Annotated in this window: 15 protein-coding genes; 6 read left to right on the forward strand and 9 right to left on the reverse strand. The window is 71.9% G+C overall.

The window, feature by feature from the left end; translation table 11 throughout:
- Positions 1–87: 87 nt before the first annotated feature.
- A complete protein-coding gene (locus AB0C02_RS08710) occupies positions 88–1407 on the forward strand; it encodes an ATP-binding protein (RefSeq protein WP_357542669.1) in 1320 nt (439 codons plus the stop codon).
- Positions 1388–1993, forward strand: coding sequence for an RloB family protein (locus AB0C02_RS08715; protein ID WP_357542671.1), 606 nt, complete (start codon positions 1388–1390; stop codon positions 1991–1993). The genes AB0C02_RS08710 and AB0C02_RS08715 overlap by 20 nt, the downstream gene beginning before the upstream one ends.
- 16 nt (positions 1994–2009) lie before the next feature.
- On the opposite strand, the gene AB0C02_RS08720 is transcribed toward AB0C02_RS08715, so the two are convergent.
- The 4 genes from AB0C02_RS08720 to AB0C02_RS08735 all read right to left on the reverse strand — a co-directional run bounded on the left by AB0C02_RS08720 (position 2010) and on the right by AB0C02_RS08735 (position 7762).
- Complete coding sequence (locus AB0C02_RS08720; RefSeq protein ID WP_357542673.1) at positions 2010–4451, reverse strand: glycoside hydrolase family 2 protein; 2442 nt, start codon at positions 4449–4451, stop codon at positions 2010–2012.
- Positions 4448–5290, reverse strand: coding sequence for a carbohydrate ABC transporter permease (locus tag AB0C02_RS08725; RefSeq protein WP_357542880.1), 843 nt, complete (start codon positions 5288–5290; stop codon positions 4448–4450). The genes AB0C02_RS08720 and AB0C02_RS08725 overlap by 4 nt, the downstream gene beginning before the upstream one ends.
- Positions 5291–5361: 71 nt before the next feature.
- The gene (locus tag AB0C02_RS08730) at positions 5362–6372 is read right to left on the reverse strand and encodes a sugar ABC transporter permease (protein ID WP_357542675.1); all 1011 of its coding nucleotides are present in this window, start codon (positions 6370–6372) and stop codon (positions 5362–5364) included.
- Between the two features lie 106 nt (positions 6373–6478).
- A complete protein-coding gene (locus tag AB0C02_RS08735) occupies positions 6479–7762 on the reverse strand; it encodes an extracellular solute-binding protein (protein WP_357542677.1) in 1284 nt (427 codons plus the stop codon).
- A 177-nt stretch (positions 7763–7939) separates the two neighbouring features.
- On the opposite strand from AB0C02_RS08735, the gene AB0C02_RS08740 reads away from it, so the two are divergent.
- Positions 7940–8959, forward strand: coding sequence for a LacI family DNA-binding transcriptional regulator (locus AB0C02_RS08740; RefSeq protein WP_357542679.1), 1020 nt, complete (start codon positions 7940–7942; stop codon positions 8957–8959).
- Between the two features lie 27 nt (positions 8960–8986).
- Here AB0C02_RS08740 and AB0C02_RS08745 read toward each other — a convergent pair whose 3' ends face one another.
- Positions 8987–11326, reverse strand: a complete 2340-nt coding sequence (locus tag AB0C02_RS08745) for a bifunctional diguanylate cyclase/phosphodiesterase (RefSeq protein ID WP_357542681.1) — start codon at positions 11324–11326, stop codon at positions 8987–8989.
- A gap of 230 nt (positions 11327–11556) precedes the next feature.
- On the opposite strand from AB0C02_RS08745, the gene AB0C02_RS08750 reads away from it, so the two are divergent.
- Positions 11557–11934: a PH domain-containing protein gene (locus AB0C02_RS08750; protein ID WP_357542683.1), complete on the forward strand. Its 378-nt coding sequence runs from the start codon at positions 11557–11559 to the stop codon at positions 11932–11934.
- 29 nt (positions 11935–11963) lie between these two features.
- Here AB0C02_RS08750 and AB0C02_RS08755 read toward each other — a convergent pair whose 3' ends face one another.
- The gene (locus AB0C02_RS08755) at positions 11964–12890 is read right to left on the reverse strand and encodes a 2-hydroxyacid dehydrogenase (protein WP_357542685.1); all 927 of its coding nucleotides are present in this window, start codon (positions 12888–12890) and stop codon (positions 11964–11966) included.
- Between the two features lie 69 nt (positions 12891–12959).
- On the opposite strand from AB0C02_RS08755, the gene AB0C02_RS08760 reads away from it, so the two are divergent.
- Together AB0C02_RS08760 and AB0C02_RS08765 are read left to right on the forward strand one after the other, a co-directional pair.
- Complete coding sequence (locus AB0C02_RS08760; protein ID WP_357542687.1) at positions 12960–14135, forward strand: PQQ-dependent sugar dehydrogenase; 1176 nt, start codon at positions 12960–12962, stop codon at positions 14133–14135.
- Between the two features lie 91 nt (positions 14136–14226).
- Positions 14227–15840 carry a metallophosphoesterase gene (locus tag AB0C02_RS08765; protein WP_357542689.1) on the forward strand — a complete coding sequence of 538 codons (1614 nt, stop codon included), beginning with the start codon at positions 14227–14229 and terminating at the stop codon, positions 15838–15840.
- A 52-nt stretch (positions 15841–15892) separates the two neighbouring features.
- On the opposite strand, the gene AB0C02_RS08770 is transcribed toward AB0C02_RS08765, so the two are convergent.
- The 3 genes from AB0C02_RS08770 to AB0C02_RS08780 form a co-directional block, all read right to left on the reverse strand.
- The gene (locus AB0C02_RS08770) at positions 15893–18250 is read right to left on the reverse strand and encodes a transketolase C-terminal domain-containing protein (RefSeq protein ID WP_357542691.1); all 2358 of its coding nucleotides are present in this window, start codon (positions 18248–18250) and stop codon (positions 15893–15895) included.
- A 174-nt stretch (positions 18251–18424) separates the two neighbouring features.
- Positions 18425–19918: an Asp-tRNA(Asn)/Glu-tRNA(Gln) amidotransferase subunit GatB gene (gene gatB / locus AB0C02_RS08775; RefSeq protein ID WP_357542693.1), complete on the reverse strand. Its 1494-nt coding sequence runs from the start codon at positions 19916–19918 to the stop codon at positions 18425–18427.
- Positions 19919–19925: 7 nt separating this feature from the next.
- Positions 19926–21320, reverse strand: a complete 1395-nt coding sequence (locus AB0C02_RS08780; RefSeq protein WP_357542695.1) for a transposase — start codon at positions 21318–21320, stop codon at positions 19926–19928.
- Between the last annotated feature and the right edge of the window lie 164 nt (positions 21321–21484).

Here is a 21484-nt window from a genome sequence, read left to right on the forward strand (position 1 = left end):
GCGAGCCGGGTGCCTCAGGCCCATCTGCGTGGTTTACTCGCAGAGAACGGCCGCAAGGCCTGGGGATCAGAGGGCACAGTAATGCTGTTGAGTTTCCGCTTCGCCAACCATCGATCGTTCCGGGACGAGCAGCAACTCAACCTGACGCCGGCCTACCGCAGCGACGAGCACGAGCCGGCGGTCCGAGTGGTGGGCATCTTCGGTGCCAACGCCTCCGGAAAGTCAAACTGCCTGCACGCCCTGGCGTTCATGCGCCGCTTCGTGATCTTCTCCGACCGGGAGGTCGAGCCGGGCCTCGGCGTGGCCCGCGAGCCGTACCGGATGACACCCGACTCACTCGAAGCCCCCTCTCAGTACGTCGTCGATCTCGACTTGAGCGGGGTTCGACACACGTACGGCTACACCCTCGACAACGACGGTGTGCTCGAGGAATGGCTCTACCATTATCCACGCAAGAGGAAGCGGCGGGTGTTCGAACGCACCGGAGACTCCTACACCTGGGGCGAGGATTCCGGCCAACGGGTCGGACTGGAAAGGATCGCTGAGGTCACCGCTCCCACAGCTCTCTTTCTCAGCACAATCGCCCGCTTCGACCACCGACACACGGCACCGGGCGGGACCGAGCCCGAGCCACTTCGGGATACATATCAATGGTTCCAAAAAATGCACAGTCGGAGCCAGCCACATCTGGGAAACCGGCTGAATGGAATCTATGGGGCCGGCTGGCCGGAGAGCGATGCCAGCAGGCGCACCCTGGTCGAGCTGCTGCGGGCTGCCGATGTCGGAATCGTCAACGTGGTCGAGGTGACCAGCGCGGTGACGGACGAGCAGCCGATACTCTTCCGACCTTCGGATCTGGAGCCCGGCAACGAGCGGACGATGACCAGAAACCGTCGCCGGGAACGGAAACGGCTGAGGTTCGCCCATCAGGGGCCGGCGGGCGAAGTGCAGTTCGAGTTGGCCGAGGAGTCGACCGGGACGCAACAGTTACTCGGGCTCGCGATCGAAGCTGCCGACGTCCTCAGTGGCGGTGGCACCATGTGCGTGGACGAGATCGACGCCAGTTTGCATCCATTGCTCACCGCGAAACTCATCGGCCTTTTCCAGTCAATCGCGTCGAACCCTCGGCACAGCCAACTCATCTTCACAAGCCATGATGCGGCCCTCCTCGGCACCATCGACACCGAGGAGATTCTTCACCGAGACGAGATCTGGTTCACCGAGAAAGGCGCTGACGGAGCCTCCACGCTCTACCCGCTGACCGACTTCAAGCCCCGCCGGGAAGGCGAGAACCGCCAGCGCCGCTACCTGAACGGCAACTACGGCGCTGTTCCCGACCTGTCCACCCACCTGTTTGAGCAAGCACTCGCCGCTCGTGGAGGTGCGGATGACGCCGCGGCGCGGTGAGCGTCAGCCGGGGCCCGTCGTGCGTAACGGGCGTGGGCGGGAAACCGACCTGCGCAGGCGGCCGGCAAGCCGGGAGCAGCGGCGAACGGTGCTGGTCGCCACGAACGGCGAGTCCACCGAGCGGACCTATTTCGACTCGTTGAAGCGGGAGTCGTGGATCCGGGCCAAGGTCGTGGTCGCTTTCGAGCGAGGCTCCCCCGTCGACCTGGTACGCGGCGCATCCCGCCGGCAGCAGGAGAACGACTACGACGAGGCGTGGGCCGTGTGCGACGTCGACGACTACCCAACCGGAGACGCGTCGGCCGAGGCGCGGGGGTCGGGGGTGCGCCTGGCCTGGTCCAATCCCTGCTTCGAGGTGTGGCTGTTGCTGCACCTGGGCAACCATGCAGGCCACGTCGAGAATGCCAAAAAGGCCCGTGACCTGCTGCGGAAGTACATTCCGAACTGGGACAAGACCGCGCTGGACTTCGACAGGTTCCGCGACGGAGTCGCCGACGCCTGCCTGCGGGCGGCACGGCTCGATCCACCTCCCGACGGAAACCCCTCCACCTCTGTCGGGGAACTCGTCGCCGCGCTTAGGCGGTGAAAGGGGCCTCTCCTGCTCAGCTGTCGTTGACGCAGCGCAGGACCGGGCGCGCGGTCAGCACCGCCGGGTCGAGCGGGGCGTCGGCGCGCACGGTGAAGGTGACCGACTCCCCCGGCAGCAGGGTGAGCAGGGCGGCGTCGACCTCGGCCGCCGGGTCGAGCCGGTCCGGGTAGAGGGTCAGGTCGCGCAGGATCGTCCGGGCCGTGACCCGTACCCGCTGGCCACCGTCCACCGCCTCCACTGTCGCGTCGTACACCGCCGTCGGCCAGTCGGCATCCCGGTCCTCGGCGAAGAACCACAGCGCCCGCTCTGCGGTGTCGCCGGCCTCCGCGACCAGCAACTCCCGCCGCGCCTCGTCTGGCCGGGCCAGCTCCGCGGGCAGCGCCAGCACCACCGAGGAGTACGCGGGGACGTCGAGTTCCACCGAGGTCTTCGACCTCGGCTCCGCGGCCAGGGTGCACCGGGTGACCGTGGCCGGCGTACGCCACGCCTCGGCGGTCTCGTTGACCGCCACCAGGGCCAGCCCGCCGTCACGTGGCTGCACGGTGAGCAGCCGGTCGGCGTACGCACGGCGCAGCGCGTACCAGAGCGGCTTGCGGCGACCGTCGCCGTCCACGGCCGACCACGAGGTGACCGGCCAGCAGTCGTTGAGCTGCCAGACGATCGTGCCCATGCACACCGGCCGGTGGGACCGGAAGTGCTCGACGCCGAGCTGGATGGCTCGGGCCTGGTTGAGCTGGGTGAGGTAGTGCCAGTCGTCGAAGTCGGCGGGCGTCGGCAGGTGGGCGTCCAGCCCGCGTCGGAGCTTCCGGTCCCCGTCGATCGCCTTCTGGTGGTGGGCCATCCCCGGCGAGTCAGCCGCGAGGGGGTCGTCGGAGAGCGCCCGGCGCAGGGTCGCGTACGCCGGGGGCGCCTGGTAGCCGAACTCGGCGACGAAGCGCGGCAGGTACTCGCGGTATTTCACATAGTCGTCGGTGTTCCAGACGTCCCAGATGTGCGTGGTGCCGTGGGCCGGGTCGTTGGGGTGCACGTCGTCCCGACCGGACCAGGGGCTGCCCGGCCAGTACGGCCGGGTCGGGTCCAGTTCGCCGACGACCCGGGGCAGCAGGTCCAGGTAGTAGCCGCGCCCCCAGGTCCGCCCGGCGAGGGCCTGCTGCCAGTCCCAGTCGTGCCAGCCCCAGATGTTCTCGTTGTTGCCGGTCCACAGCACCAGCGACGGGTGGGCGGCCAGCCGGCTGACCTGCTCGCGCGCCTCGGCCTCGACCTCGGTGCGGAACGGTTCCTCCTCCGGGTACGCGGCGCAGGCGAAGAGGAAGTCCTGCTGCACCAGCAGGCCGAGGGAGTCGGCCAGGTCGTAGAAGTCGGCCGACTCGTACCGGCCGCCGCCCCAGACCCGGATCAGGTTGACGTTCGCCTCGACCGCCTGGGTGAGGCGCTCGGCCAGCCGCTGCCGGGTGACCCGGTTGGGGAAGACGTCGTCGGGGATCCAGTTGACGCCCCGGACGAACACCGGCACGTCGTTGATGTGCAGCGTGAACGGGGTGCCGTCCACGTCGGGGGTGGTGTCGAGGCGTACCGAGCGGAAGCCGATCCGCCGCGACCAGCTGTCCAGTGTCCGGCCGTCCTCGGCGTGCAGCGTCACCGTCAGCGGATACCGCGGCTGCTCACCGTACCCGACGGGCCACCACCGGTCGGGGTCGCGGACGGTGAGCCGCGCCACGGCGGTGCGCTCCCCCGCCGGGATGGTGGCCTCGACGGCGACGCCGGCGACCTCGGCCCGCACGACCAGCGGTACGTCCGCCGCCCGCTCGACCTCGACGCGCAGCTCCACCCGGCCGGTGTCCTCGTCGAGGGTGACCAGCGGGCGGACGGTGGCCAGCCGGGCGGTCGACCAGGCGTGCAGCCCGATCTCCTGCCAGACGCCAGCGGTGACCAGGGTGGGGCCCCAGTCCCAGCCGAAGTTGCAGGCGGTCTTGCGGATGAAGTTGAACGGCTCCGGGTACGCGTTGGGCCGGTCACCGAGCCGTTCCCGGTGCGCCTGCGCGTAGCCGTACGCCGAGTCGAAGCGGACGGTGAGCGTGTTCGCGCCCGGCCGCAGGAGCCCGCCGACGTCGAACCGGTAACCACGGTGCTGGTTCTCGGTACGACCGACCTCGGTGCCGTTGAGGGTCACCGTGGCGACCGTGTCCAGGCCGGCGCAGACCAGGTCGACCCGGTCCGCGTCGCCCGGCTGCCAGTCGAAGGTGGTCTGGTAGACCCAGTCGGTACGCCCGATCCAGCCGAGTGCGTCCTCGTTGTCGTCCAGGTAGGGGTCGGGGATGAGGCCGGCGGCCAGCAGGTCCGTGTGCACGCAGCCGGGCACCGTGGCCGGCACCGACCTGCCGGCGATCTCCGACGGCACCTGCGGGCCCGGTACGGCCCGCAACGCCCAGCCCTCGTGCAGGGTCCGCTCGCTCACGATTTCACCGCGCCTTCCATGATCCCCCGAACGATCTGGCGTCCGCCGACGAACAGCATCACCAGCAGCGGGATGGTGGCGACGAACGCACCGGCCAGCACCCGGCGGTAGATCACGTAGTTGCCGCTGGCCAGGTCGGACACCGCCACCATCGAGGTCGGGTAGTCGCTGCCGCTGAGCGTGATGAGGGGCCACTGGAAGTCGTTCCAGGTGGCCACGAAGGTGAGCAGGCCGAGCACCGCGAGGGCGGGGCGGATCGCCGGCAGCACGATGGTGGCGTACACCCGCATGGTGGTGGCGCCGTCCATCCGGGCCGACTCCACCAGTTCGTCGGGGACGCTGTTGACGATGAACTGCCGCATGTAGAACACGCCGAACGCGGTGACCAGGCCGGGCGCGATGACCGCGAGCAGGGTGCCGTTCCAGCCGAGCTTGCCCATCACGATGTACAACGCCACGATGCCGAGCTGGTTGGGCACGGTGAGGGTGAGCACCACGAAGAGCATCAGCGCCTTGCTGCCCTTGAACCGCAGCTTGGCGAAGGCGAAGCCGGCCAGCGAGCAGAAGAAGAGCACCGAGGCGGTCACCACGGTCGAGACGATGACGCTGTTGACCAGCGAGGCGGCGAAGTAGACGTCCTGGAGGGAGAAGACCTCCCGCAGGTTGACCAGGAACTGGTCGCCGGGGACCACCGCCGGGGGGAGCTTCGCCAGCGCCTCGTCGGTGCTGGTGGCGATGACGAACATCCAGTAGAGCGGGAACGCCCCGAACAGGAACGTCACGGCCAGCAGCAGATAGCTCCCGACGCCGGCTGCGGTGTCCTGCGGGGCCCGTCCCATCAGCCGCGCCCGGTTCCGCCGGGTCGGCGAGGTGGGTGGCGGCGGGGTGGGCGGCGGCGCGGTCACGGCGGTCATTTGCGCCCTCCCGACAGTCGGTTGGTGAGCAGGGTGTTGATGCCGGCGACAATCAGGATGATGAGGAACAGCACCCAGGACATCGCGGCGGCGTAGCCGAGGTTGAGCTCCTTCCACCCGACCTTGTAGATGAGCTGGGCGATGGTCTGCCACTCCCGGCCGGCACCGCCTGTGGCGGCCTGTGCGTTCAGGTCGAAGAGCATCGGCTCGGTGAAGAGTTGCAGCCCACCGATGGTGGAGAGCACGACCGTGAACACGACCACCGGCTGGATCATCGGCACGGTGATCCGCCAGAGCTGTTTCCACGGGCTGGCGCCGTCGATCGCCGCCGCCTCGTAGACGTCGCGCGGGATGGACTGCATCGCGGCCAGATAGAGCAGGGCGTTGTAGCCGATCCACTTCCAGTTGACCATGGTCGCGATGGCGATCCAGGAATGCAGCTTGTCGGCCCGCCAGTCGATCGGGTCGTCCGGGCCGCCGAGGCCGAACAGGCCGAGCACCCAGTTGGCCATGCCGAAGTCGCGGGAGAAGAAGACGCTGAACACCATGGTCGAGGCGACGATCGGCGTCACGTACGGCAGCAGAACGCCGACCCGCCACCAGGTCTGCGCCCGCAGCTTGCGGTTGAGCAGCGAGGCGACCACCAGCGCGAGCAGCAACTGCGGCACGCTGGAGAGCAGGAAGATGCCGAAGGTGTTGTAGAGCGCGTTCCAGAAGTACTCGTCGCCGAAGAGCTTGGTGAAGTTGTCGAACCCGGCCCAGTACGGCAGCGTGGGGTCGTCGAGCCGGTAGTTACGTAGCGCGACCACACCGTTGAAGAGCATCGGGAAGAGCCCGAAGACGAGGAAGAGCAGGAAGAACGGCGCGACCATCAGGTACGGCAGGTAACGCAGGTCGAAGCGGTACAGCCGGTCGCGCCAGGTCATTCGTTGGGCGCCGCCCCCACGGCCGCGCTCCGGCGCGGCTCGGCGGCCCGACGGTGTGGCTGCGGCACGGGTGGTGGACATCGGATCACTCCAGGGCCGAGGTGGTGACGGGACGGACGGTGACGGAGCGGGCGGTACCCCGCTCCGTCACCGGTGCTGCACAGGAGTCACTGCGGCAAGGCCGCCGTCAGGAGTTGGCCACCTTCTCCGCCGCCTTGACCGCCTCCGCCCAGGCGGCGTCCGGCTTCAGGCTCTTGTTCTGCACCCGGCCGATGACGTTCTCCACCTCGACCCGGGTCGGGCCGTTCTTCTTGCCGAGGTACTGCGGGGTCAGGCCCGCGGCCATCTTCGGGAAGATCTGCCCGACCGGCGCGTCGTTGAAGAACGGGTTCTTGAAGTCGGCGATCGCCGGGTCGGAGTAGAGCGCCGGCTGCGAGGGCAGGTTACCGACCGTCTTGAAGATCTCGATCTGCTGTTCCGGCTGGACCAGCCACTCCAGCAGCTTGTACGCCTCGTCGACGTGCTTGCCCTGCTTGGGGATGGTCAGGAACGAGCCGCCCCAGTTGCCGCCACCGCCGGGCACCGCGGCGATGTCCCACTTGCCCGCGGTGCCGGGGGCGGTGTCCTTGATGTGGCCGAGCATCCACGCGGGGCAGGCGAGCACGGCGAAGGAGCCGCTGGTGAAGCCCTTGTCCCAGTCGGCCTGGAAGCTGGCGAGGTTGGCCGACAGGCCGGCCTCGATCCCCTTGACGGCGTAGTCGAAGGCGACCTTCGGGCCGCCGTCCATCTGGAGCTGCTCCTGGTCGTTGTAGAAGCCGACCGGCTGCTGGCCGAGGATCGGGTTGAACATGTTGGTGGCCGAGTCGACGAACTTCTTCTTGGTCTTGGCGGTGTACTGCTGGCCGACCTCGATGAACTTGTCCCAGGTGGGCCAGAGCGCGGAGACCTGGTCCCGGTCGGTGGGCAGCCCGGCGGCCTGGAACAGGTCGGTTCGGTAGCACATGGCCAGGCCGCCGACGTCGGTGCCGAGGCCGATCTGGGTCTTGCCGTCGGCCGACAGCGTCTGCTTCCACTTCCAGGGCAGGTACTTGCTCTCGTACGAGCCGGCGCCCTTGTCGAGCAGGTTGACGAACTTGTCGGCCTGGCTGCGGAACTGGACGACGAAGCCCTCGTCGATCGCGGCGATGTCCGCTGCGCCGGAGCCGGCGACCAGCTTCTTCTGCAGGTCCTCGTGCTGGGCGTTGTATTCGCCGGAGTTCAGCTGAATCTTGATGTTCTTGTGCTCGGCCTCGTACTTGGTCTTGAGGTCCTGGAGGCCGAAGTCGCCCCAGAAATTGATCTTCAAAGTGATCTGACCGTCGCCCGAATCCGAGCCGCCGGTGGTGCTCTTTCCGCTGCAGGCCGCGACCATGACCAGGCTGACGGCACCCACGGTGGCTGCCCGGGCCCAGTGCGTCCAGGACCGCTTCATGTCATCCTCCGCGCCAAAATGGGAACGCTCCCAAGATCGAAGAGCGTCGACTGAACCGGATAAGTGAGCACACCGTACGGGGTGCCCCCCACACTGTCAACGCCCCGTTCGGCGTACGCTTAACCGCGCAAGTGACGGGGCGCCCCACGGGGTGCGGACAACTGAAGGAGCGCGCCGGTGAAGCGGCCGACCATCGCCGACGTCGCCCGGCGGGCCGGGGTCTCCAAGGGCGCGGTGTCGTACGCGCTGAACGGGCAGCCCGGCGTGTCAGAGACGACCCGACAGCGCATCCTGGCGATCGCCGCCGAGATCGGGTACAGCCCGAGCAGCGCCGCCCGGATGCTCTCCGGCGCCACCGCCAACGCGGTCGGCCTGGCCCTGTGCCGGCCGGCGCGGACGCTGGGCATCGAGCCGTTCTTCATGGAGCTGATCAGCGGCGTCGAGGCCGAACTGTCGGCCCGCTCGTACGCGCTGACCCTGCAGGTGGTGGCCGACCAGGAGGCGGAGGTCGCGGTCTACCGCCGGTGGTGGGCCGAGCGACGGGTGGACGGCGTCCTCGTCTGCGACCTGCGCACCGACGATCGGCGGGTGCCGGCACTGGAGGAGCTGCAACTGCCCGCGGTGGTGATCGGCGGGCCCGGTCACACCGGCAGCCTGGCCAGCATCTGGGCCGACGACGCGGCGGCCCTGGTGGAGACCGTGGAGTATCTGGTCGCGCTCGGGCACCGGCGGATCGCCCGGGTCGGCGGGCTGCCCGAGCTGCTGCACACCGAGATCCGCGACAACGCGTTCGGCGCGGTGTGCCGGCGACTGGGGCTGGACGAGGCCACCACGGTCTGGTCGGACTACACCGGCGAGGAGGGGGCCCGGGCCACCCGCCGACTGCTCAGCTCCGCCCACCGGCCCACCGCGGTCGTCTACGACAACGACGTGATGGCGGTCGCCGGGCTCTCGGTGGCCCAGGAGATGGGGCTCACCGTCCCCGGCGACCTGTCCATCGTGGCCTGGGACGACTCTCCGCTGTGCCGGCTGGTGCACCCGCCGCTGACCGCCCTCGGCCGGGACATCCCCGCGTACGGTGCGCACGCCGCACGGCAGCTCCTCGCCGCGATCGCGGGTGAGCCGGTCACCGGCCTCCAGGACGAGACCGCCCACCTCACGCCGCGCGGCAGCACGGCGCCGCCCCGAAGCCGGTAGATCGGCTCGGCCGGCGCTCCCAACGACTCAGCGGGGCGCGGAGCCGAACTCCTCGAACCACGCCTCGACCCGCTCGGCCGTGGCCGGACGGGCGAAGGCGAAACCCTGGCCGTAGCGGCAGCCGGCCCGGCGGGCGCCGGCGATCTGGGCGTCGGACTCCAACCCCTCGACCACCACCTCCAGGCCGAGCCGGTCGCCCAGCTTGGCCACCACCTCGATCAGCGGGAGATGCCCGTCGGGGGCCGGCCCGACCAGCTGCGGACCGACCTTGAGCAGGTCGATCGGCAGGCGGCGGAGCTGGGCCAGCGAGGCGTGCTCGGCCCGGAAGTCGTCCAGCGCCGTGCGCACCCCGAGCGAACGCAGGCCGGCGAGCCGGGCCACCACCGTGGGCAGCTCCGCGCCGACCGCCGGCTCGGCCACCTCCACGACGAGGCACTCCGGCGGCACGTCGTACGCCGCGAGGGCGGCCGCCGTCCGGGCGACGAAGTCCGGCGCGGTCAGCTCACGGGGCGTGACGTTGACTGCCATCCACAGCTTTCGTCCCCCGTCCGACCAGTCGGCGAGCTGCCGGCAGGCCCGGTCCAGCACCCACCGCCCCACCTCGCCGAGCAGGTCCAGATCGGCCGCGACGGGCAGCAGCTCGTCCGGCAGCACGGTGCCCAGGGCCGGGCTGCGCCAGCGCAGCAGCGCCTCGGTGCCCACCGGCTGCCGGTCGGCCAGCGCCAGCACCGGCTGGTAGACCAGGTCCAACTCGCCCCGGGCGAGCGCGCCCGGCAGCTCCCGCTCCAGATCCAGCCGGCGGACGAGCTGCTCCTCCAGATAGGCGTCGTACCACTCGACCCGGTCCCGGCCGAGCTGCACCGCGCGCCGCCGAGCCAGCTCGGCCTGGCGCAGCACGTCCTCCGGATCACCACCGCTCGTCTCGGCCAGCCCGACGCTGACCCGGATCCGGGTCGCCCCGCCGGCCCCCGGGTACGGCTTGGTCAACGCGGACAGCAACCGGCTGCCCAGCGCGTACGCGACCACCGGCCCGACGTCGGTGAGCACGGCGAACTCGGCATCGGCCAGGCGGGCCACCAGGTCGCCGGGGCCGCTGCCCGCCCGGAGCCGCCGAGCGACCTCGACCAGCACGGACCGGTCCACGGCCGCGCCGTCGGCGATCCCGACCAGGTCGACGACGAGCAACGCGCCGCCCACCCGCCGGGCGAACCCGCGCACCAGGTCGTCCCGGCTTGCCAGCTCGGCGAGCGGGTCGGCCGCGTCCGGCCGCTCGTCGACCGGGCACGGCCGGGCCTCCGGGGCCAGCCGGTCGGCGCGGCGCCGCTGATCGGCGAGGGCGAGCAGTTCGCGGAGCACCATCGGCGGGATGACCGCCAGCCCCAGGGCGATCGCGGGGGCGGCGATCTCCCCCACCGTCCAGAGACGGTGGCCGGCGGCGAGCGCGGCGATGCCGGCCGGCGCGGTCAGCCCGGGCCAGGCGGCCGCGAACCCGTCGGGCCGGGACCGCTCCCCGGTGGCCGTACGCCGAGCGCCGTCGGCGGTGAGCAGCGTGCCGGCCAGCAACGGCGGCGCGACGGCCAGGGCGGCCCGGTCCGGGGCGCCGTGGTCGAGCAGCACCACGAGCAGGGCCAGCCCGGCGAGGGTGGCTGCCGCTCCGGCGCAACAGCGCGCCGCGCCCGGCCGGCGGCTCCGGTCCGCCCCCGCGGTCACCACCAGCACGGCCACCCCGGTCGCTCCGGCGACACTCGCGATGGCCGCCACCGGTGGCACCGGGCCGGGCGGCAGCAGCATCCAGGCCGCGAAGAACAGACCGAGGCCGAGGCCGAGAATGTCGACGGTCCGGCCGAGCCGCTCGGCGACGGTGAGCCGGGAGCGGCCGGGAATCCGGAGCAGCGCGGCGCCGTACAGCAGGGCGGTGACGGCGAGGCCGACGAGCGCGACCTGCGCTCGGTGCGGCGGATCGGCCAGCGGCAGCACGGCGACGGTGAGCCCGGCGGCCAGCACGGCCGCGTCGAGGATCGCGGCGCACCGGCCGAACAACGCGGCCCGGCGGGCCCGGCGACCGGCCGGCGGCGACCCACCGGCGGCGGGCAGCGAATCGGCGGGCGGCGACCCACCCGCGGCGGGCGGCGAATCGGCGGGCGGAAGCCGGTCCGGCGCGGTGCGGGCAACCGGGGCGCCGGCCAGCCAGGCGAGCCGGACGCAGGCCAGCGCAGAGCCGGCGGCGACGGCGAGCGCCACCGCGGCGAGGGCCGGAATGAGGCCGGCGGCCCCGGCCAGGACGAAGACCGTGCCGGCGATCGGCACGACGAGGTCGGGCAGCGGCGGTCGGCGGAGTCGACCAGCGACGGGTTGGTTGACGGGCACGGCGGTCGCCTTCGTGAGGGGGCACGGGGCGGTGCGGTTTGCGCCAGCAGCGGGTGGGTGGGACGGCGTACGGACGACCGGCCGGGGACCCGGTACGGCCATGCCTATGAACGATTCCGCACCTACCCGGTGACGCGACCCCTCACGTGACGCCGATCACACCTAGGTCGCCGATCACCGGCGTCGCGCCCGCCGCGAACCAAGCCGACCGGGAGTGCGAAAATCGGGGGGTGACCCGCGCCGACACCATCCGCTTCCGCCACAACCAGGCCATCCTGGTCGCCGCGATCGTCGCGTTCGCCGGCACGCTGCCCCTGGCCACCGCCAACTGGTGGCTGCTCTGGCTGCTGCTGATCCCGCTCACGGTCATGGTCTGGGCGTGGCGGGCCGGCACCGACGCGGACTCCCGCGAGCTGCGGCTGCGGGCGCTCGCCGGGCAGCGGCGGATTCCCTGGGAGCAGGTCGCCGGGCTGACCGGCGACCCACGCGGCCGAGGGGTCGTCCGGCTCGACGACGGGGAAGTGCTCCTGCTCCCCGCGGTACGCGCCGACGACCTGCCCCGGCTGGTCTCCGTCACCGGGCAGGAACTGTCCGCGGGCACCGACTGAGCCGAGCCGGCGAAGACCGGCCCGCCCGGTCAGTAGCCGTCCACCACCCGGTTCGCCAGCGGTTCACCGGCCGCGAAGCGCCGCAGCTGCTCCCCCACCAGGCGGTACGCGCGCGGCAGCAGGCCGCGTACCGAGCCGGCGACGTGCGGCGTGAGCAACACGTTCGGCAGCTCCCAGAGCGGGTGGTCGGCGGGCAACGGCTCGGGATCGGTGACGTCCAGGGCGGCCCGCAGCCGGCCGGCGGCCAGCTCGGCCACCAGCGCCGAGGTCCGGGCCACCGGACCGCGGGCGGCGTTGACCAGCAACGCGCCGTCCGGCATCGCGGCGAGGAACTTCTCGTCGACCAGCCCTCGGGTCTGCTCGGTCAACGGCACCAGCAGCACCACCACGTCCGCCTCCGGCAACAGGGCGGGCAGCTCGTCCACCCCGTGCACCCCCTCCGCGGGACGCGGACTGCGGGCGACCAGGGTGAAGGTCACCTCGAACGGGGCCAACCGGGCCTGGACCGCCCCGCCGATCGACCCCGCCCCGACGATCAGCACCCGCTTGCCGGCCAGCTCGTCGGTCGGGGCCACCTCGTCGTACGCCCAGTCCCGGCGGGCCTGGGCCCGGGCCAGCGGGCCGAAACCGCGCAGCGCCGACAGGATCGCGGCGACCACCCATTCGGCGGTGGCCGAGTCGTGCACGCCCCGGGCGTCGCAGAGGGTCACCCCGTCGGGAACCCGCCCCACCCAGGCGTCCGCCCCGGCGGACAGCAACTGCACCACCGCCAGGTCCGGCAGCTCGGCCAGCAGCGTGCCGGCGTCCGAGCCGGAGAGGAACGGCGGCACCCAGAAGCGCACGTCGGCCGGGGACGACGGAAGCCGGGCCGGGTGTTCCAGCAACTCCACGGTGACGCCCGGGGGCAGCTCGCCGAGGAGAGCACAGCCGGCCCGGTGCGGAATCCAAACCTTCACGAGCGCCGACGATAGTCGCCGCGCCCGCAGTGCCGGCCGGCCGGCCGTGGCCCGGCTACCCTGGGGCGGGTGAACGCCCGTCCCCCGTACCCTCGCACCGGCCGAGTCCGCACGGCGCTGGCGGCACCCTGCGCGGCGCTGCTGCTGGGCACCGCCGGCTGCGCGTTCGGCGAGCCGGAACCCGACCCGGCCGGCGCGCCGCCGAACCTGCCGACGCCCTCGGCGACGGCCGGTGCCGGCAGCGGGGACCAGCAGGTGGTCGCCACCGTGCTGGCCACCGGGCTGGCCGTGCCCTGGGCGATCGCCTTCCTGCCCGACGGCGGCGCGCTGGTGACGGAACGGGACAGCGGCCGGATCCTCCAGGTCGGCCCGGCGTCCGGGCCGAACGGCATGAACGTCAGCGTGGTGCAGACCGTGCCCGACGTGGCAGCCGGCGGCGAGGGCGGGCTGCTGGGCATCGCGGTCTCCCCGTCGTACGCCAGCGACCGCACCGTCTTCGTCTACTACACCACCGCGCAGGACAACCGGATCGCCAAGCTACGACTGGGCAGTCCGCCCACCCCGATCCTCACCGGCATCCCGAAGGCCGGGAACCACGACGGCGGCGGGCTGGGTTTCGGCCCGGACGGCTACCTCTACGCCAGCACGGGCGACGCCGGCAAGGCGGCCAACGCGCAGGACCCGAAGAGCCTCGGCGGCAAGATCCTTCGGATCACCACGGAGGGCAAGCCCGCGCCGGGCAACCCCACCCCCGCCTCCCCGGTCTGGTCACTGGGCCACCGCAACGTGCAGGGCATCGCCTGGACCCCCGACAAACGGATGTACGCGGTGGAGTTCGGCCAGAACACCTGGGACGAGATCAACCAGATCACCAAGGGCGGCAACTACGGCTGGCCGCAGGCCGAGGGACGCGTCGACGATCGGCGCTACATCGACCCGATCGTGCAGTGGCCCACCGCCGATGCCTCCTGCTCCGGCCTGGCCGCGGCGGAGCGCCTGCTGGTCACCGCCTGCCTGCGCGGGCAGCGGCTCTGGCTGGTCGAGCTGACCGCGAACGGCACCGTGCTCGGCGCGCCCCACGAGCTGCTGACCGGCAGATACGGCCGGCTGCGGGCCGCCGCGCTCGCCCCGGACGGCTCGGTCTGGGTGAGCACCTCCAACCGGGACGGGCGGGGCAAACCGGCCGCGGAGGACGACCGAATACTGCGGCTGGTCTTCGCCGACGGCGGGGCCGGACGCAGCTGAGGCCCGGCCGTCGGACGGCCGGAAAGTTGAGCAGGCCCGGGCACCCCTCGGGTTTCCCACGATCCCTCACTGGGCAGGTCAGGACTTGAACATGGACGGCCAGGAGAACGAACAGCACAGCACCGGGGCCGGGGCGGCCCCGGAGAACGGCCGCGCCCGCCGCCGGGCGTTCCGCATGCCGCGGGCCGGACAGTGGGTCGCCGGGCTGCGCCGGCTCGGCATCATGCTGGCCGTACTCGTGGTCGCCCTGACCGGAGTCGTCGCCGGCACGTACGCCGGTGGGCATCAGGGCACCGACATCGGGCCGTTCCGCGCCGAGCTGAGCCTGAGCCCGTCGCTGGGCGGCGGCACCACCGTCGACGTGCCGCCGCTGGGCGCGCTGCGGTTGGACAGCCACAGCGGGCCGGCCTACCTGACCGTGCGGCTGGGCTCGCTGGACCAGGGGCGCACCGAGGCGTTGCTCGACGACCCGGCGAGCATCAGCCGGGCCAGCCAGTCCGCCGTCGAGGACATCCGCGCCGGCGTGCTGCGCCTCGGGCTCAAGACGCTCGCCTGGACGGTGCTGGCCACCCTGCTACTGGCCGGGCTGACCTTTCGGAACTCACGCCGGACGGCCTGGGCCGGCGGTCTGGCGCTGGCGATCACCTCGGGCAGCCTCGGGCTGGCCGCCGCCACCGTCCGCCCGCAGTCGATCGAGGAGCCCCGCTACGAGGGGCTGCTGGTCAACGCGCCGGCGATTGTCGGCGACGCGCGGCGGATCGCCAACGACTACACCAAGTACGCCGACCAACTCCAGCGGATGGTCGGGAACGTCAGCAAGCTCTACACCACGGTCTCGGCGCTGCCGGTGTACGAGCCGGCCCCCGGCACCACCCGCGTGCTGCACGTCTCCGACATGCACCTCAACCCGGCCGGCTGGTCGCTGATCCGCACCATCGTCGAGCAGTTCGGCATCGACGTGGTGATCGACACCGGCGACATCACCGACTGGGGCAGCGAGCCCGAGGCGTCCTACGTCGGCTCGATCAGCCTGCTCAAGAAGCCGTACGTCTACATCCGCGGCAACCACGACTCGGCGCGGACGGCCGCGGCGGTGGCCCAGCAGCCGAACGCGATCGTGCTGGACAACTCGACGACCACGGTGTCCGGGCTGACCATCGCCGGCATCGCCGACCCGCGGTTCACCCCCGACAAGGAGACCTCCCCGGCCGGCAGCGACCTCACCCCGCAGGTCGCCGACCAGGTGATCGGTGCCGGCGAGAAGCTGGCAACCACGGTGCAGAACTCGCCGACGAAGGTGGACATCGCGCTGGTGCACGACCCGGCCTCGGCCGGGCCGCTCTCCGGCATCACCCCGCTGGTGCTGGCCGGGCACCTGCACGAACGGCAGGTGGCGAAGCTGCCGCAGGTGCCGGACAAGGAGCCGACCACGCTGATGGTGGAGGGCTCCACCGGCGGTGCCGGCCTGCGCGGCCTGGAGGGCGAGAAGCCCACCCCGCTGACGATGACCGTGCTCTACTTCGACCAGCAGAAGATGCTCCAGGCGTACGACGAGATCACCGTGGGCGGCACCGGCCAGTCGCAGGTCAGCCTGGAGCGGCACGTGATCAAGGAGCCGGAGAAGGGCGCCCAGGTGCCGGTCACCCCGACGCCCGGCCGGGGCGGGGTCGAGTCCCCGACCCCGACCCCGACCGCCACCCGCTGACCCCGGCCGGGCGGCTCCCCGCGAAAGCGAGGAGCCGCCCGGCGGGCCCCGGTCAGCGCAGCGCGAGCGCGGCGAGGGCGGCGTTGACGATGCTGCCGGGCAGCAGGTCGTGCAGCTCGTACAGCTCTCGGACGCTGCCGGACTGGCCGAACTCGTCCACCCCGAGCGGCACCGCCGGAACGCCGAGGGCCGAACCGATCCAGGCCATCGCGTGCGAGGCGGCGTCGTGCACGGTCACCACCGGCACCCGGTCGACGAAGGCCGACCGCAGCGCGCCGGGCACGCTCGGCACGGTCGCCGTGCGGACGCCCTGGCGCAGGGTCCGCTGCCAGGCCCGGTAGAGCCGGTCCAGGCTCGTCACGTCGATCACGTGCGCGGCGATGCCCTCCTCGGCCAGCTCGGCGGCGGCGGCAAGGACCTCGGGCAGCACCGCGCCGGAGGCGGCGAGCTGCACGACCGGGGCGTCCACCAGGTGCGGGTACGTCTCGTGCGCATCCACCAGCCGGTACGCCCCGGCGACCACCTGCCGGCGCAGCACCGCGTCACCGAGCCGGGCCCGGGCCGCCTCGAACGGCGCCTGGTCGATGGGGCGGGTGCTGAGCCGGAAGTAGTACGCCCCGTCCTCGACGGGCGCGGCGGTGGTGGCGGGCGCCGCCCCCTGTGCGATCTGGCCGAGCGCGTCGCAGAGCAGCCAGTCGAGGCTGCCGGCGTACGCGGGCTCGAGGAAGGTGACCCCGGGCAGCTCCAGACCGACCGAGGCGGTGATGGTGGACTGGTGGGCGCCGCCCTCCGGGGCGAGCGTGATACCGGACGGGGTGCCGGCGACCACGAACCGGGAGCCGGAGTAGGTGCCGTAGAGGAAGGCGTCCAGGCCGCGCAGCACGAACGGGTCGTAGACCGTGCCGACCGGCAGCAGCGGCTGCCCGGACAGGTCCCACGACAGGCCGAGCTGGCCGAGCAGCAGGAACAGGTTCATCTCGGAGATGCCCAGCTCGATGTGCTGGCCCGCCGGGCTCTCCGTCCAGCGCAGCATCCGGTCCTCGGTCCAGGACCGCTGCTCGGTCGGGGCGAACACGCCCGTCTTGTTGATGAACCCGGCCAGGTTGGTGGAGGTGGCCACGTCCGGTGCGGTGGTGACCAGGTAGGGGGCCACGTTCGCGTCCCGGGCCAGGTCGACCAGCACCCGGCCGAAGACCTCCTGGGTGGAGACGGGCTTGTTCGCGCGTACCTTGGTGCTCTCCGGAACGCTGATCCCCAGCGCCCGCTCGCGCGGCGCGCGGGACAGCGCCTCCCGACGCTCCGCGGTCCGGACGCCGGCCGGGGAGGCCGGGTCGAGGCGGTCCCACTCGCTCTCGGCCGTCAGGCCGTGCGCGACGCGCAGCGCGTCGACCTGCTCGGTGGTGAGCAGCGCGGAGTGGTTGCGCGGGTTGCCGGCGATCGGCAACCCCCAGCCCTTGACGGTGTAGGCGAAGACCACGCTGGGCCGGTCGGTGACCGCGTCGCACTGGGCGTACGCGTCGAGCATGGCAGCCAGGTCGTGCCCGCCCAGGTCGGTGACGAGCGGGCCCAACTCGCCGTCGGGAATGTCGGCCACGAAGGCGGACACCTCGGCCGGGGCACCGTCGAGGAACTGCTTGCGCAGGTCCGCTCCGGCCAGCCCGAACAGCGACTGGTACTGCTCGTTAGGCATCCGGTCGATCCAGTCGCGCAGCGCCTCGCCGCCCGGCCGGGCGTACGCCTCGGCGAGCTTGCGGCCGTACTTGACCTCGACGACGTGCCAGCCGGCGGCCTCGAACTGGCCGCGCCACTGGTTGATCCGGATGCCCGGGACGACCCGATCCAACGACTGGCGGTTGAAGTCGACCAGCCACATCACGTTGCCCAGGCCGGTGGTGGCCGGGTCGGCGACGGCCTCCCAGATGTTGCCCTCGTCGAGCTCGGCGTCGCCGATCAGGGCGATGAACCGGGAGTGCGGACGCTCGCCGAAGTGCGCGTCGACGTAGCGGCGGGTGACCGCGGCGAACAGCGGCGCGGCGGCGCCCAGGCCCACCGAGCCGGTGGAGAAGTCCACCTCGTCCGGGTCCTTGGTCCGCGACGGGTACGACTGCAACCCGCCGCGCGCCCGCAGCTTCGGCAGGTACGACCGGTCCAGGTTGCCGAGCAGGTACTGGATGGCGTGGAAGACGGGCGAGGCGTGCGGCTTGACCGCCACCCGGTCCTCGCCGTTCAGGTGGGCGAACCAGAGCGCGGTCATCGCGGTGGCCAGGGAGGCGCTGGACGCCTGGTGGCCGCCGACCTTCACCCCGTCGCCGGCGTTCCGGTCGTGGTTGGCCGCGTCCACGATGCGGGTGGCGAGCCAGAGCACCCGCCGCTGGATCTCGTCAAGGACGTCGAGGTCGTGTTGGTTCACGGTGGCTCCATCTGGGCGTCGCCGTTGACGCCCACGCGAAATACGGCGCGGATCACGCGCCTGGTCGAATGGCTGGAGGCCGCCGCCGGGTCACGGCGGCGGCCTCCCGAGGACGAGCGTTATTAGGGGCCCCTCCTACGCCCGAGGCGTTGAGAGGGGGCCCTTCCTTACACCTCAGGCGCCGAGGCGCTCCAAGATCAGCTCGCGGACGGTCTTGGCATCCGCCTGGCCGCGGGTGGTCTTCATGACCGCGCCGACCAGGGCACCGGCCGCGGCGACCTTACCGCTGCGGACCTTGTCGGCGACGTCCGGGTTGGCGGCGATCGCCGCGTCCACGGCGGCGGTGAGCGCGCCGGTGTCGGAGACCACCTCCAGGCCCCGGTTGGTCATGATCTCGGTCGGCGAGCCCTCGCCGGCCACCACGCCCTCCAGGACGGTACGGGCCAGCTTGTCGTTGAGCTTGCCGGCGTCGACCAGGCCCTGCAGCTCGGCGACCTGCGCCGGGGTGGCCCCGACGTCGGCCAGCTCCACGCCGGTCTCGTTGGCCCGCCGGGACAGCTCGCCCAGCCACCACTTGCGGGCGGCGGCCGGCGTGGCGCCGGCGGCCACGGTGGCCTCGATCAGCTCGACCGCGCCGGCGTTCAGCACGGACTGCATGTCCAGGTCGGACAGGCCCCACTCCTGCTGCAGCCGGCGGCGGTGCAGCCGGGGCAGCTCCGGCAGGGCGGCCTTCAGCTCGGCCACCCAGGCGGTGTCCGGCGCAAGCGGGACCAGGTCCGGCTCCGGGAAGTAGCGGTAGTCGGTGGCGGTCTCCTTGGAGCGGCCGGGCGTGGTGTCCCCGGTGTCCTCGTGGAAGTGCCGGGTCTCCTGGGTGATCTTGCCGCCGGCGTCGAGCACCGACGCCTGGCGCAGCATCTCCGAGCGGACCGCCCGCTCGACCGAGCGCAGCGAGTTGACGTTCTTGGTCTCGGTGCGGGTGCCCCACTCCTCGCCCGGCTTGTTCAGCGAGGTGTTGACGTCACAGCGCAGCGAGCCCTCCTCCATCCGGACGTCGGAGACGCCCAGCGAGCGGAGCACGTCGCGCAGCTCGGTGACGTACGCCCGGGCCACCTCCGGCGCGAGCGCGGCGGTGCCGGGGATCGGCTTGGTGACGATCTCGACCAGCGGGATGCCGGCCCGGTTGTAGTCGACCAGCGACTCGGTCGCGCCGTGGATCCGGCCGGTGGCTCCGCCGACGTGCAGCGTCTTGCCGGTGTCCTCCTCCAGGTGCACCCGCTCGATGCCGATCCGTACCAGCTCGCCGTTGACCTCGACGTCCAGGTAGCCGTCAAAGCAGAGCGGCTCGTCGTACTGGCTGATCTGGAAGTCCTTCGGCATGTCCGGGTAGAAGTAGTTCTTCCGGGCGAACCGGCACCACTGCGCGACCGAGCAGTTCAGCGCCAGCCCGATCCGGATGGTCGCCTCGATGGCGGCCTTGTTGGCCACCGGCAGCGAGCCGGGCAGGCCCAGGCAGACCGGGCAGACCCGGGTGTTCGGCTCGCCGCCGAAGTCGGTCGGGCAACCGCAGAACATCTTGGTGTTCGTGCCCAGCTCGACGTGGGTCTCCAGGCCGATCACCGGTTCGTACCGCGCGACGACCTCGTCGTACGCGGGCAGCGTCGTGGTCATGAGAACCTCAGCTTTCGGGCGGTAGCCGGCGCGCGGCGGCATCCGGAAACAACTGGCCAAGCCTAGTGCGGTCTTCACTAACGTTCACCGGGGGTCCGGTGGGCGTTGTGAATCCTCGCCGAATGGCGAGCGACTCCCCACCACCGGATGGTGGTGGGGCGGGCCTCCGCAGGCCAACTGATCCTCTCGCCGCCACGGGTGGGCGACGGGGATCACGCCGGGACCGGCCGGCACCGGGTAGGTGTCGGCCAGCTCGACGGTGCGTAACCACCTCCGGCAGCACGACGGCAGCGATGGGGGTGGTGGGTCCGCCGCCCGGGGTACGGGTGGCGATGATGGCAGCCGCGATCAGGTCACGGTGCCCGGTGAAGCGGCAGTGTGGGCAGGTCAGGGTCCGCCCACGGGGTTTCGGCACCCGCCGCCCGCAGGCGGGGCAGGTCGACGACGTGCCGCGTTCGTTGACGGGGTCGACGACGATGCCCGCCAGGGTGGCCTTGTCTTCCAGGATTTGCATGAGGCGGCCGATCTGCCACTGCCGTAGCCGCAGGTTGTGCCGCCGCCCCGCATCCAGGTCCAACACACCCCGCGGGTCACCGACCCGGAGCACACCGACCCGCTGCTCGACCGCCCAGGACACAACCGTGGCGGCGGCTTCGTGCTGGGCCTGCCGGACCCTGCGGCGATGCCGGCCCTCGACCAGCCGTGCCCGGCGGCGGTACTTGCGCCACCGCCGCGACCCCCGCTGGCCCGGTTTCGGAGCGCGGCGTGAGACGGCACGGCGGCGGGATTTGGTGTCGGCCAGGTGCATACGATGCTCGGCGCGAATCGCCCGCCCCGACACCAACAATCCCGCACCATCCGGGCCCGCGACGGCGTAGGGGTGAATGATCCCTAGATCCACACCGGCCACCCGGGCCGGGTCCGGCCCCTCACCCGACGCGTAGCTGGCCATGGGGACTTCGGCGGTCACGTCCAGAAACAGCCGACCACCCTCACACAGCAGGGTGACCGACCGAACCTGCTCGACCGGGTACGGCACCTCCCGGGCCAGGCGCACCCACAACGGCGGTCTGCCCTTGGCCACCGGTATCCGCACCCGCCGCCCGTCAATGCCAAACGTGCCGTGATACCAGCGCACCGGCATCAACCCACGGCGTCGGCGCGGAAACCGCGCCGACGAATCACCATCCCTGCGGCGTTTCGCTGCGGCGAACCACGCATCCGAGAACCGGCGCAACACCGACCGGGCACCCGCCGAGTCCAACTCGCCGAAGGTGCCCGGCCCCGATCCGGACAGCTCCCGAAACAACTCCTTATGACCAGCCAGCGGCACGTCGCGGCGGCGGCGCCGCCACTCGTTGATCTCCAAAACGCACGCCCACGCGTCACCGGCCGAACGCATCAGCCCGAAACACCGCCGCCGCTGCCCCGGCGTCAGTCGCAGAGCGACACGCGCCGTGCGATGCACGACCCGAGGCGCGGCAGGATCCCGACGACGAGGCACGAACCATACCCAACACCATCGCTACGACAATTCCGCAGCGGCTAACCCAGCGAACGTTAGTA

Origin of the sequence: Micromonospora sp. NPDC048999, assembly GCF_040649295.1 — a bacterium.
Lineage (GTDB): Bacteria > Actinomycetota > Actinomycetes > Mycobacteriales > Micromonosporaceae > Micromonospora.

Coding starts and splice junctions, on each gene's coding strand:
- AB0C02_RS08730 (WP_357542675.1), bottom strand. CDS start 6,372: ATGTCCACCACCCGTGCCGCAGCCACACCGTCGGGCCGCCGAGCCGCG.
- AB0C02_RS08715 (WP_357542671.1), top strand. CDS start 1,388: ATGACGCCGCGGCGCGGTGAGCGTCAGCCGGGGCCCGTCGTGCGTAAC.
- AB0C02_RS08735 (WP_357542677.1), bottom strand. CDS start 7,762: ATGAAGCGGTCCTGGACGCACTGGGCCCGGGCAGCCACCGTGGGTGCC.
- AB0C02_RS08725 (WP_357542880.1), bottom strand. CDS start 5,290: ATGGGACGGGCCCCGCAGGACACCGCAGCCGGCGTCGGGAGCTATCTG.
- gatB (WP_357542693.1), bottom strand. CDS start 19,918: ATGACCACGACGCTGCCCGCGTACGACGAGGTCGTCGCGCGGTACGAA.
- AB0C02_RS08765 (WP_357542689.1), top strand. CDS start 14,227: ATGGACGGCCAGGAGAACGAACAGCACAGCACCGGGGCCGGGGCGGCC.
- AB0C02_RS08780 (WP_357542695.1), bottom strand. CDS start 21,320: ATGCGTTCGGCCGGTGACGCGTGGGCGTGCGTTTTGGAGATCAACGAG.